Origin of the sequence: Actinoallomurus bryophytorum, assembly GCF_006716425.1 — a bacterium.
Classification (GTDB): domain Bacteria; phylum Actinomycetota; class Actinomycetes; order Streptosporangiales; family Streptosporangiaceae; genus Actinoallomurus; species Actinoallomurus bryophytorum.
The window spans coordinates 4,966,489-4,978,928 of record NZ_VFOZ01000001.1; the positions used below are offsets into that span (position 1 = coordinate 4,966,489).

Annotated in this window: 9 protein-coding genes; 6 read left to right on the forward strand and 3 right to left on the reverse strand. The window is 71.8% G+C overall.

What is annotated here, in order from left to right; genetic code table 11:
- Nucleotides 1-234 precede the first annotated feature (234 nt).
- Nucleotides 235-2,784, reverse strand: a complete 2,550-nt coding sequence (locus FB559_RS23480) for an NPCBM/NEW2 domain-containing protein (RefSeq protein ID WP_141957679.1) — start codon at nucleotides 2,782-2,784, stop codon at nucleotides 235-237.
- Between the two features lie 400 nt (nucleotides 2,785-3,184).
- On the opposite strand from FB559_RS23480, the gene FB559_RS23485 reads away from it, so the two are divergent.
- The 3 genes from FB559_RS23485 (at nucleotide 3,185) to FB559_RS23495 (ending at nucleotide 5,404) form a co-directional block, all read left to right on the forward strand.
- Nucleotides 3,185-3,652, forward strand: a complete 468-nt coding sequence (locus FB559_RS23485; protein WP_141957681.1) for a nuclear transport factor 2 family protein — start codon at nucleotides 3,185-3,187, stop codon at nucleotides 3,650-3,652.
- A gap of 120 nt (nucleotides 3,653-3,772) precedes the next feature.
- Nucleotides 3,773-4,132, forward strand: coding sequence for a YciI family protein (locus FB559_RS23490; protein ID WP_141957683.1), 360 nt, complete (start codon nucleotides 3,773-3,775; stop codon nucleotides 4,130-4,132).
- A gap of 45 nt (nucleotides 4,133-4,177) precedes the next feature.
- Nucleotides 4,178-5,404, forward strand: a complete 1,227-nt coding sequence (locus tag FB559_RS23495; protein WP_185792366.1) for an amidase — start codon at nucleotides 4,178-4,180, stop codon at nucleotides 5,402-5,404.
- Nucleotides 5,405-5,412: 8 nt separating this feature from the next.
- Here FB559_RS23495 and FB559_RS23500 read toward each other — a convergent pair whose 3' ends face one another.
- A complete protein-coding gene (locus FB559_RS23500) occupies nucleotides 5,413-6,381 on the reverse strand; it encodes an amidohydrolase family protein (protein ID WP_141957687.1) in 969 nt (322 codons plus the stop codon).
- Nucleotides 6,382-6,626: 245 nt separating this feature from the next.
- On the opposite strand from FB559_RS23500, the gene FB559_RS23505 reads away from it, so the two are divergent.
- Both FB559_RS23505 and FB559_RS23510 read left to right on the forward strand, forming a co-directional pair.
- Nucleotides 6,627-7,430, forward strand: a complete 804-nt coding sequence (locus FB559_RS23505) for an ABC transporter ATP-binding protein (protein WP_342780955.1) — start codon at nucleotides 6,627-6,629, stop codon at nucleotides 7,428-7,430.
- Complete coding sequence (locus tag FB559_RS23510) at nucleotides 7,427-9,967, forward strand: ABC transporter permease (RefSeq protein WP_141957689.1); 2,541 nt, start codon at nucleotides 7,427-7,429, stop codon at nucleotides 9,965-9,967. Before FB559_RS23505 ends, FB559_RS23510 begins: the two co-directional genes overlap by 4 nt.
- Before the next feature lie 21 nt (nucleotides 9,968-9,988).
- Here FB559_RS23510 and FB559_RS23515 read toward each other — a convergent pair whose 3' ends face one another.
- On the reverse strand, nucleotides 9,989-10,660 hold the full coding sequence (locus FB559_RS23515; protein WP_141957691.1) for a hypothetical protein: 672 nt from the start codon (nucleotides 10,658-10,660) through the stop codon (nucleotides 9,989-9,991).
- A gap of 323 nt (nucleotides 10,661-10,983) precedes the next feature.
- Between FB559_RS23515 and FB559_RS23520 the strand changes: the two genes are divergently transcribed.
- Complete coding sequence (locus FB559_RS23520; protein WP_141957693.1) at nucleotides 10,984-12,384, forward strand: class I adenylate-forming enzyme family protein; 1,401 nt, start codon at nucleotides 10,984-10,986, stop codon at nucleotides 12,382-12,384.
- The last annotated feature ends 56 nt before the right edge of the window (nucleotides 12,385-12,440 follow it).

The window sequence follows — 12,440 nt, forward strand, 5'->3', positions numbered from 1 at the left end:
GTCTCACTGAAGGAGTTGCCGAAGCCCCCGCCTGGCACCATCGGCCAGGTACGCCCGATCGCCGGGTTGACCCTGGTAATCCGAGAGCTGTCCGCCGCGGATGCCGGAATGGAGATCAGGGCCCACCTCCCAAAGAGCCACGCGAAGCCTGAGCGATCCGCTGAAAAGCGATGCAGTCCCCGACCCTCACGCGAGGGCCGGGGACTGCATGGCGACCATTCGATCCTGAATGGGTCAGCCTTGGCGGAGGCGGATCTCGGCGGCGGAGGCGTAGCCGCCGTTACCCGAGGTCGCGGTCAGCCGTACGTACCTGGCCTGGGCCGAGGTGAACGCCGCCCACTTCAGTTCCTTGTCGTCGTTCCACTGGCCGTCGGCGACCTTGGTGAACGCCGAACCATCGGAGCTGACCTCGACCTGGTAGCCGGTGATGGTGCCGGTCGTGCCGGCGTCCAGTCGCGGCTGGTAGGTCAGCCCGTCCACCCCGCGTACCTGACCGAGGTCGACCGTGATCGACTGCGGCAGCGGTGCCTGCGGGCTGAACTCGTCGTGCCAGATCGTGGCCTGACGGCCGTCGATCGCGGCCGACGCCGGGTAGCCGTCGTGGGCGGTGGTGGCCGTCGCGGATGACGGCGTGGCGAAGGACGGCCACGGGGCGGCCGGGGCCGTACCGCAGGTGAGCTTGAGCCCGGCCCAGTCCGCCCGGTCGTTGTACCCGCCGTCGCCGGCGTCGCCGACCTGCAGGCTGAGCACCTGCACCCCGGTCAGGTCGGCACTGAAATCATGCGTCGCCGTACGGTCGACGTTGCCGCTCTCGTACCGGGACTGGCCGTCGGCCTTCACCGTGAAGGACGCCGTGCCACCCTGCGGCCCGACCGCGTTGACGGCGTCGTCGATGCCGACGGTGCCGGTCAGGCGCGTGCAGTTGCCGCCGAGGTAGTAGTCGACGGCCGAGGGCGAGGCGACGCCCAGCCCGCGGTCGTACGACGTGCCGCCCATCGCGATGGGGTTGCCGCCCACGCTCGCGTCCGGTGCGGGGACCTGCCAGCCGCTGCTCGCGTCCAGCCAGGGCTGGTCGCTGAGGTACCCGTAGCCGCCGGGCGGGATGGAGGGCACCTGGACCATGAGCTGCGCGGTCCGCTGTTCGGTGTGCTTCCCGCCCCACTTGTAGGCGACCTTGACGGTGAGCGCGTACCGGCCGGGCAGGGTGCCTGCCGGCGCGGTGAGCTGCCAGCGGGCGGTCAGCGTACGGCCCGTCGGCAGTGTGCCGCCGCCCGGTGCCTGGCCCGCGCCGGTCCAGCCGGACGGCGCCTCGAGAGAGAGCTTCGCGTCCGTGACCGGGGTACGCCCGTCATTGGTGAAGCCGGCCGTGACGTCCGTGGCCTTGCCGGGAAGTGCCAGCTCACCGGTCCATCCCGGGGTCGCCGGTACGGTCGGCGCGCCCAGGGTGGTGGACGGCGCGAGCCCGGGGTGCGCCCCGGTGGAGACCCGGTAGAGCACGGCGCTGCCCGGTGGCACCGTCGCCCGGATCGTGCCGGCGCTCTCGGTACGCGTGTGCGACCAGAGATCGTCCAACGTGTACTGCGAGGCGTGGCCGAGGCCCGCCGCCGACGCCGAGGTCGCGATGGTCAGCGGCGTACCGCCGCGGTTGAGCAGGGCCACCGCGCGGTCACCGTTGGCCAGCCGCCGTACCCACACGTCGCCGGACCCCTGAGAGGCGATCTTGGTGCCCTGGACGCCGAGCTTGTCCTGGTCGACCGCGAGCACGTCGCGGTTGGTCAGCATGTCGATCGTGTCCTGGGACAGGCTGCGTACGTCGCTTCCGACGATGAGCGGCGCGGCCAGCACCGACCACATCGTGAACTGTGCCCGCGCCTGGCCGGCCGTCATGCCGAGCTCCGGGCCAAGGTAGTCCGGGTCGTTCCAGTGTCCGGGGCCTGCCGCCTCGGGGTGTGCGGCGTCGTGGTCCATGTTCCGCAGTACGTCCGACCACTGGACGCTGTGCACGAAGCCCACGTCGGTGTCGGTACGCCAGGAGTTCCCGGTGGTCGGGCCGAACGAGTACGAGTTGTAGACCGAGCGCTCCGGCGGCGGGTCACCCGGGCCGGCCGCGCCGGGCGTGAACGGGTTGCAGATGTTGAACAGCATCGGCCGGTGGCTGCTGTTGGCCAGCAGCGCGTCGCGGAACTGCCCGTACGCGTCGGCCGGGACCAGGTGCATGTTGGTGCCGCCGCAGAAGTCGACCTTGACGGCGTCATAACCCCAGGAGGCGAACTGGTCGACGTCCTGCTGGTAGTGGCCGTAGCTGCCCTGGGCGGTGCCGCCGCAGCCGTCCTTGCCCGCGTCGGTGTAGATGCCGGCCTTGAAGCCGCGGCTGTGGATGTAGTCGGCGACCGCCTTCATGCCCGACGGCCACTGCTTCGCGTCGACCGTGATGGCGCCCTGGCCGTCGCGGGTGCCGGACCACCAGCCGCCGTCGAGCCAGACGTACCGGTAGCCGGCGGCCTTCAGGCCACGGCTGACGAGCGAGTCGGTGACGCTCTTGATCGTGTCGTAGTCGTAGGTCGAGCCGAGCCCGTAGTAGGTGTTCCAGCCGAGGTACGGCGTACGGGCGAGGTCGTTGATGGCGGACGGCTTGTGCGCCGTGGCGGTGGCCGGGGCCGCCGCCGCCGTCGCCGTCGCCGCGACGGCGGTCGTGGGTTCGACCGTCGTCGCTTCGGCCGGCGCGGCCATGAGACCGACCAGCAGCGCACCTGCGGCGAGGCAGGCGAGAGGAGGCATTCGCATGGCGGAAATCGTCGGTTATGCGTAATTGAAACGTCAATATTTAGACGCATAACAGATAAATTGTTCGATAATGTTTGATACGAGGCGCGCCGCGCCGTCCGCGCGTGGCGAGGCCGTCCGGGTGGCCGTCCGTGCAGGTAGACGGCGCCGACGAGCCGCGTCGCCGGGGTGTCGGCGCGGCCCCGCGCGATGCCGGGGCGGGCGGCCGTCTCGCAGGATGACGGCCTGTTGGTCCAGGGTGCGCGACGGTGCCACCACGGTCCGTGTCCGCCTTGCGGCCCCCGCGCCAGGGGTCGCCGGCCCCGGGGGTTCCCGGCATCGCGATCTATTGATCTTTACTTCACGGGTGCCGATAATCCTCGCGAGGTGCATTTTCCGGCATCACGATCGGAGCGCAGGAATGACCCTGACCACGGGCACGATGACCGACGAACAACGCAAATCAGTAGCGCTGGAATACCTGAAGGCATTCGACAATGGGGGAGTCACGTCGACCGGCGACAGCATTCTTGATCTGTTCGCCGACGATGCCCAGGTCTACTTCCCGAAATGGGGTCTGGCCAACGGGAAAGAGGAGGTCGGACGGCTTTTCGGCGACGTCGGCGCGACCATCAAGGCTATCGAGCACCATTATTCGCAGTTCAACTGGGTGTTCTCCGGCAGCGACGTCGTGGTCTGCGAGGGAACGAGCCACGGCGAACACCGGGACGGCCCCTGGCGTGCGGGTCTACCGGAGTGGGCCGCCGGCCGCTGGTGCGACGTGTTCGAAATCCGCGACTGGAAGATCCAGCGCGTGTTCATCTATCTCGACCCCGACTACGCCGCCCAGGACACCGCCCGCTATCCGTGGCTGGCCGACAGGGGCTGACGCGGCCAAGGGCTCACCGGCGCAAGACGTTTCGCTCAGGGTGTCGATCCGGCGCAGGCCCGTTCGTGTGGAAGATAGGGAGCGGCGCAGGGCCGTCCCCCCTGAGGAGGATCGACGAAGATGAAGCACTACATCTTGAGCGTTCAACAGCCCGACGGAGGCCCACTCGAACCCGAGCGGATGGAACCCATCATGCGCGACGTCGGCGCCTTCAACGAGGAACTCAAGGCCGCCGGCGCGTGGGTCTTCGGCGGAGGGCTGACCGATCCGGACCAGGCGACGGTGGCGCGCCTCCAGGACGGCGAGGTGCTCACCACCGACGGCCCGTACGTCGAGGGCAAGGAGCACGTCGGCGGGCTGTCCATCATCAAGGCACCCGACCTCGACACCGCGATCGAGTGGGGCCGCAAGCTCGCCCGCGCAACCACGATCCCCGTCGAGGTACGCGAGTTCCAAGGCGACACGACCGACCACCTTTAGCCGTCCACGGTGGCAATGCCGGCCGGATCGGCCGATGCTGAGGCGATGCGGACTGTGGTGGGACTCGCACGGGATCTGCGGGCCGGCCGGTGTACGGCGACCGCGCTGATGAGTGAGCTGCTGGACCGGCTCGAACGGCAGAGAGCACTGATCGGCGCGGTGGCCGCCACCGACCCGGAGACCGCCATGGCCGAGGCCGAGGCCGCCGACCGGCGGTTACGGGCCGGGCGGGCCAGAGCGATGGAGGGCGTCCCGTACACGGTCAAGGACTGGATCGACGTGGCGGGCCTGCCGGTCTCGGGAGCGACCCGCCGCGATCGGGGCGCCGACGGGCGCCGGCCCGTACGCGACGCCACCGCCGTCGCGCGCCTGCGCGCCGAGGGTGCGATCGTCATCGCCATCAGCACGGCCATGGCCGACAACGCCCGGTACGGACACACGCGCAACCCGCGCGATCCGTCGCGGGCGCCGGGAGGTTCGTCATCGGGGGGCGCGGCCCTGGTCGCGGCCGGAGTCGCGCCGCTGGCGCTCGGCAGCGACTCGGGCGGCAGCATCCGGCTGCCCGCCGCGTGGTGCGGGGTGGCGGGGTTGAAGCCGACCTTCGGACGAGTGCCGCTGACCGGCCACTTCCCGCGAGCCGGCGCGCTGGAGGACGGCCGTACCGTGATCGGCCCGCTGGCGGCGTCCGTGGCCGATCTCGCCGCCGTACTCCCGCTGATCGCCGGCCCCGACGGCATGGACGCCGGCGCGCCTCCGGTCCCCCTCGGCGACCCGGCCGCGATCGAGCCGCGCCGCCTCCGCGTGGGCCTCATCACCACGGGCGACGAACCGATGACACGCGCGGTGAAAGCGCTGGCCGAGGCGGGTGCCGTCATCACGGCGGAGCGGCTCCCGGACGTACGCGACGAGGCGCTGGAGCTGACCCGCCGCCACTGGGGCCGTACGAGCCTGACCGGCGCGGAGCACGCGGGACTGCTGTGGGACTGGGACCGGTTCCGCCGCCGGATGCTGGCCGCCACCGCCGGGATCGACGTCCTGGTCACCCCGGCCACCGAGGGTCCCGTACCACTCTGGCGCGAGTCGGCCGAAGGCGACTACCAGTGGCTGCTGCCGTGGAGCCTGACCGGCGCCCCGGTCGTGGCCGTCCCCGTGGGCACCCAAGACGGCCTGCCGATCGCCGTCCAGGTCATCGCCCGCCCGTGGGAGGACCACGTCGCCCTCGCCGCCGCCGGTCTCATCGAGGCGGCCCACCCGCCGACCGGCGCGCTCTGAGCGAGCCGTCAGGGACTCAGGCGGAGGAGGCGGTCGGCGTTGGCGTGGGCGACGAGCGCCAGTTCGCCGGGGGTGAGGGGGGCCGTGTCGAGGAACCGCACCGACTCCTCGGTGGGCTCGAACGGGTAGTCGATCGAGAACATCACGTTGTCGATGCCCACCGCCCGTATCGCGGCGATCAGCGTGGCGTGGGAGTAGACGCCGGTCGTGGTGATCTTGATGTTCTCCCCGAAGTACTCCGAAGGCAGCCGGTCCAGCGGCCGCTCCAGTGCGAGGTCGCGGTGCCGGGCGTCGAAGCGTGTCAGCTGGAACGGCAGGAACTCGCCCATGTGTCCCAGGATCACCTTCGCCCGTGGGAACCGGTCGAACACCTTTCCGTAGACCAGCCGCATGGCATGCCCACCCGTCGCGGCGGCCCAGGCGAACGTCGCGCCATGCAGCTCCGGGCGGCCCTCGAGCACGTGCCACCGGTCAGCGGGTACGGCTCCCGGGTGGAGGTAGAGCGGGACGTCGAGGTCCTGCAACTCCGCCCAGACGACGGCGTACCGCTCCTCGTCCAGGTAGTGGCCCAGAGTGTGGTCGTTGACGAGCGCTCCGCGCAGCCCGAAGCCGGTGACGGCGCGACGCAGTTCGAGGACGGCACGCTCCGGGTCCTGCAGGGGCAGCGCGGCCAGCCCGGCGAACCTCGTGGGGTGCCCGGCGATCGTCTCGGCGAGGAAGTCGTTGGCCCGGCGCGCGTCGTCGGCGGCGACATCGGGGTCGGGCTGCATCTGGACGCCGGGCGAGGCTAGGGCGAGCACCTGCACGTCGACGCCGTACTCGTCCATCTCGGGCAGCCGGTACTCGGTGAAGTCCGTCAGCCTGCGGGCGAGCCGGTCCAGCGTCTCCGTCCTGTACTGCCGGCGGAGTTCCCTGAAGGAGCTCGGCGTGGCCAGTCCGTCGAACCAGAACGCCTCTTCCAGCGCGACTCGTCGCATCGGTCTCCCCCCGTACGGGACCAGGCTGCCCCCTGTTCCCCGTCCTACCCGCCGGAGGACCTCCTGCCGTTGCCGACCCGGTGACCAGGGCCTTTGGCCGGGGAACGGCCCCATCCGGATGGGGCCGTGTGGGGGTAACACCAGTCCGATTCGGGGGATCGCTCCATCGTGGCCGTCACCACCCGGGACCTAGCGTCGGTTCTGGCTTCCTCGAAACCCGCGAGGAGCAGTGGAGCGGAGAGCAAGTGAACGTGCCATCCCCGAACGGACGGGTAGCGGCCGAGCCGCCGAGTGACGCGGCCGGAGTACCCGTCGCCGTGTCGCTTCGCGGTGTGCGGAAGGTCCACGGCCGGGGCGATTCGGCCGTACGCGCGCTGGACATCGGTGACATCGACTTCTTCGGCGGCACGTTCACCGCGGTGATGGGGCCGTCCGGATCGGGCAAGAGCACCTTGCTGCACTGCGCTGCGGGCCTGGACCGGCCGAGCGCCGGCACGGTGCGGCTGGCCGGGACCGACCTCGCGCGGCTGTCCGAGACCGCCCTCACCAAGCAGCGCCGCTCCCACGTGGGCTTCGTGTTCCAGGCGTTCAACCTCGTCTCGGCGCTGAACGTACGGGAGAACATCCTCCTGCCCTCCCGCCTGGCCGGCACCCGGTGCGACCGCGGAAGGCTGGCCGAGATCGTCAGGAGGGTCGGCCTGGAGGGCCGGCTGCGGCACCGCCCGGCGCAGCTGTCCGGTGGTGAGCAGCAGCGTGTCGCCATCGCCCGCGCGCTCTCGGTGCGCCCGGACGTGATCTTCTGCGACGAGCCGACCGGCGCGCTGGACACGGGCACCGCCGCGGAGGTGCTGACGCTGCTCCGTCAGGCGGTCGACGCCGACCGGCAGACCGTCATCATGGTCACCCACGACCCGGTGGCCGCCTCGTACGCCGACCGTGTGGTGTTCCTGGCCGACGGGCGGGTCGTCGACGACCTGCCGGCGCCGGGCGTGGCCGCGATCGCCGACCATCTGGCACGCCTGGGCGCACGAGGCGGTGTCTCCTCATGATGCGGATCGCCTGGCGGATGCTGACCCAGCGTCCCGCGAGCATGCTCGCGACCTTCCTCGCCCTGTGGTTCGCCGTCGGGATCGTGACGACCTGCGGGGCGATGCTCGAGTCCGGGATCCGTTTCCACGGCACGACCGCCCGCTATGCCGCCGCTCCCGTTCTCGTCGCGACCACCGACCTGCGGATGACCGAGGGCAGGGGCGACGACCGCGACACCGAGAGCCTGCCGCTGCTCAAGCGGGGGAGCCTGGACGCGTCGCTGCCCGGTCGCATCGCGGCGGCCCCTGGCGTACGCGCTGCGGTCGCCGACATCGCGGTACCGGCGCAGGTCGCCGCGGGCGGCGGCACGGCACCGGTCGAGGTGCACCCGTGGTCGGCGGCCCCGCTCGCGCCGTTCACGCTGCGGACGGGGGCGGCCCCCACGGGCGACGACCAGGTGGTGCTCGACGAGGCATTCGCCGCCCGGATCGGGGCGAAGCCGGGCGACCAGGTACGGCTCGGACTCGCCTCCGGGCCCCGGGCGTTCACCGTCGGGGGCATCGCCGCGCCCACCGGTACGGCCCCGCGCACCCCGACGATCTTCGTCGGCGACGCCGAGGCCCGCGTCCTGTCCGGGGGTGCCACCGAGGTCATCGGCGTGCTTCCCGAACAGGGTGTCGGAGCCGGGACCCTGGCCGCGTCGGTACGCCGGGCGCTCCCGCCGGATCCCGCCCGGCTGTCCGGCGCCTACCCCCGCGTCTACACCGGTGCCTCGCGTGGCAGCGTCGAGTCCACCGACGTCGGCAACGGACGCGAGTTCGTCATCGCCGTGTCGGGCGTCTTCGGAGGATGCGCGCTGCTCATCGGCGTCCTCGTCATCGCCGGGACCGTGGGCCTGTCGGTCCGGCAGCGGCACCGCGACATCGCCCTGCTGCGCGCGCTCGCCGCCACCCCTCGCCAGGTGCGCCGCATGGTGATCCGTGAGGCCGCGGCACTGGGCGTCCTCGCCGGTGTGGCGGGCATCTGGCCGGGTCTGGCGGGTGCGGACCGGTTGCGCGAGGAGTACGTCTCGCGCGGCATGGTCCCGGACTCCTTCCGTACGCACCTGTCCTGGCTGCCACCGCTCGTCGCCACCGGCGCCGCGTTGCTCATCGCGGTCGTCGCGGCCTGGGCCGCCAGCCTGCGCGCCAGCAGGATCCAGCCCACGGAGGCGCTCGCGGAGACGACCGTCGAGCGCGGCGGCCTCGGCATCGTACGAGCCGTACTCGGACTGGTCGCGCTGGCCGGAGGGATCACCCTGTGCTTCGTCTCCGCGTCCGTGAGCGGCGACAGCGCGGCCGGCACCTCGGTGGCCACCGTGTTCACCCTGGTGGTGTCGGTCGCGCTGCTGAGCCCGCTGCTGATCCGCGCCGCCGCGGCGACGTTCGGCCGGTTGCTGCGCCTGGCCGGTGTCACCGGCCGGCTGGCCGCCGCGAACACGGCCGCCTCGGCGCGCCGCCTCTCGGCCGTGGTGAGCTCGCTGGTCCTCGCGGTGGCGCTGGGAGGTTCGCTGTGGTTCGTGCAGACCTCCGAGCTCCACGTCGCCGCCGGGCAGAGCCGCGCGGGCCTGGTCGCCGACCACGTGGTGACCTCCGCCGGGCCGGGACTGCGGCCGGACGTGACCGAGGCGATCCGACGTACGGCCGGGGTCTCGGCCGCCACCAGGGTCGTGCACAGCACGATCTTCACGCCGCGGCTCGGGCTCACCGACTTCTCGGCCCAGGGCGTCGACGCGGCCGGCCTGGCACGGACGATGAACCTGGGCGTCACCAGCGGCGCCCTCGCCGGCCTCAGCGGGGACACCGTCGCCGTCGACACCCTGACCGCGCAGGCCCTGCACCTGCGCGTCGGCGGCCGGTTCACGGGCTGGTTCGGCGACGGCGCGCCGGTGAACCTGCGCGTGGTCGCGATCTACCGGCGTGGCCTGGGCTTCGCCCAGCTGACCGTCCCCCACGACCTGCTGCTCCCGCACACGACCTCAGGTCTGGACGACGCGGTGCTCGTCGCGACCGACCGCGCCCAGGCCGTCACGGCGGTGAGGGCCGAACTGGACCGGCTCGCGCCCGGCTCCGCGCTGCTGGCCCGCGACGCGTACCAGGTCGGCCTGGGCAAGGACATGGTGGCGAACGCCTGGACGAACCAGATGGTCGTCGGCGTGCTCCTCATCTACGTGGTGATCGCGGCGGTGAACACCCTGGCGATGTACGCGCTCGGCCGGCGCCGCGAGTTCGCGGTGCTGCGGCTGTCCGGCACGACGCGGCCGCAGGTCCTGAGCATGGTCCGGCTGGAACAGGTGCTGCTGCTCGGCCTGGCGCTCGTCGTCGGCGCCGCGATCGCGGCGGCCACCCTGATCCCGATGGTCAAGGGCATCACCGGCTCCCCGACGCCCTACATCCCGCTCGCCGGCTGGGTGGCCGTGATCGGCGGCGTCGTCCTGCTCGGCGGCGCGGCGACGGCCGTACCGGTCCGGCGGGTCCTGCGGACGCGCCCGGTCGAGGGGATCGGGCTCCGTGAGTGAGGCGCCGTGAGTGACCGTGGCCTACAGCCTCCGCAGGCAGGTCGTGCTCGGGTAGTGGTGAATGTCGGTGACCGACTGCGTGGCCCCGGCCGGGCAGTTCATGGTCACGTTCGCGACGACCTTGGCCCAGGCGGACTTCGCGCCGCAGCCGACGGTGTCCAGGCCACTGATCGAGGTGGAGCCGGGGAACAGGCCCTTGTAGGTCCTGGGCTTCTTGACGCACTCACCGACCTGGAACTCCGGCCCCGGGTCCTCGACGTCCTCCCCTTCTCCGTGACAGATGATCGGCAGCTTGGGGTCGTCGCGCTTCGTCGTGTAGTAGCCGTCGAGGAAACCCTGGCTGTCGTGGCACTGCGACTTCTTCTTCAGGAAGCTTCTTATCCTGCCGGGCCCGTGACGGTCGTAGCACGGCCGTTCCTCCGGGTCGGATCCGTCCGCGGCGTAGAAGCAGTCTCCGACGCGAAGGATGCCGCCGCCCTTACCCGGGTCGCCGGGATGGGGCGCGGCGCGGTTGCGGAGGCACACCGAGCCGCCGGTGGGTGCCCGCAGGATCCCGTCGGTACGGCTCGTGCAGTCCAGCGGGCCGCGGCCTTCGCCGACGACCTTGATGATCTCGGAGGCCGCGCCGGGAGCGGCGCACGGGAGCGCCGCCGTCGTGGGGGGCTCGCTCCTGCCGTCGAACGAGGCGTTCACGCACTGGCCCACGACCCAGGCGGCCGTCGGACTCGGCGCGGGCCGGGAGACCGCCGGGCGGGATGGACGGGGAGCGGGGGAGGGATCCCCCGAACACGCCGTGAGCACGCCCAAGACGGCAAAGACCGCGACCACGCGCATGCCGTACCGCCTCACTCGCCGCTGTACATTGCGTGCATTTTACGTAAATTGTCGGCCTCTGGCCCGCCTGGGCGCTGACCTGGGACGGGCATCGGCGAGGCACCGCCCGGCCCGGTCCCGCGGCCCTTCCGCCCCACGGGCACCCCTGGTGATACCGGCCGGTTTGTCCGACACTGCGGATCATGTCCTTCCCCGACAGGGTGATCCAGGTGCTGCTGACGGACCAGGACCGGATCGCGGTGGAGCACGGACCGCGCACGGTCACGCGTGGTGAGCTGCTCGCCATGATCGGCAAGGTGGCGGCCGGGCTGCGCGCCGCCGGGCTCGGTCCCGGCAGCGGTGTCGCCATGGAGCTCGGCGTCAGCCCCGAATCGCTCGCCGCCTACCTCGCCGGGTACGCCTCCGGCTGCCGGGTCCTCGGTGTCCGTCCCGGTCTCAGCCGGGCGCAGCAGCGCCACCTGATCGACGGCGGCGTCGAGCAGGTGCTCACGGACGAGGCCGTCGCGAAGCTGCTGCGTGGCCCGGCCGAGCCCGTCGACGTGCGCGCGCGCCCGCAGGACGTCGCGCGGCTCATCCACACCAGCGGCAGCACCGGGCGGCCCAAGGGCTGCGCGCAGACCTACGCCGCGATGTCGGCGCACTGGTCCTGGGGCGGCGCGTGGGGTCCCGCGACGGCCGACCTCGCCGCGCGCATGGACCGGTACCTGCTCTTCGGCACCCTGGCCAGCGCGGTCGTGCAGGACTTCGCCGCCCTCTGCCTGTTGCACGGCGGCACGGCGGTGATCCCGGAGCTCGGCGAGGGCCCGCTGTTCCCCGATGTGATCGAACGCCTGCGGATCAGCGCGTCCATCATGAACGTGCCACGGCTCTACCAGATGCTGACCGCACTGAGCGAGAAGCCCGTGGACACCGAAAGCCTCCGGGCGCTGGTCGTCTCCGGTTCGCCGCTGGCGCCGCACCGGCTCGCCGAGACGGCCGAACGGCTCGGCCCGGTCGTGTTCCAGTCCTACGGGCAGACCGAGACCGGCAACCTGGCCCTCCTGACACCGGCCGACATCGCCGCAGGCGTCCTGGACGCCGTGGGGCGGCCCCAGTCGGGCGTCGAGATCGACATACGGGACGGTGAGATCTTCGCCCGCAGCCCGTACCAGATGACCGGGTACTGGCGGGATCCGGACCAGACCGCCGAGGTGCTCGTGGACGGCTGGGTACGGACCCGGGACCTCGGTCACTTCGACGACGCGGGGTTCCTGCACCTGAGCGGACGTACGCGTGACGTGATCATCGTGGACGCCCTGCCGGTCTACGCCGGGCCGATCGAGCAGGTGCTCGCCTCGCTGCCCGACGTCGACCAGGCGTACGTGGTGGGCACGCCGGACGATCGCCGTGGCGAGGCGGTGCACGCCTTCGTCGTCCCCCGTGACGGGCGGGTGCCCGACAGGGCGGTCCTGTCCGCGGCCGTCCGTGACGCGCTCGGGGAGTCGAGCGTGCCGCAGACCATCGAGTTCGTCCCCGAGGCCCCGATGGCACCCAGCGGTAAGCCGGATAAACGCGCTCTGCTGGTCCTTTATCCGCGGCCTTGACTCAGGGAAAAGTTGCCTCTTGGCATATGTCGCAAACAAGAGTACTTTGTTGACGG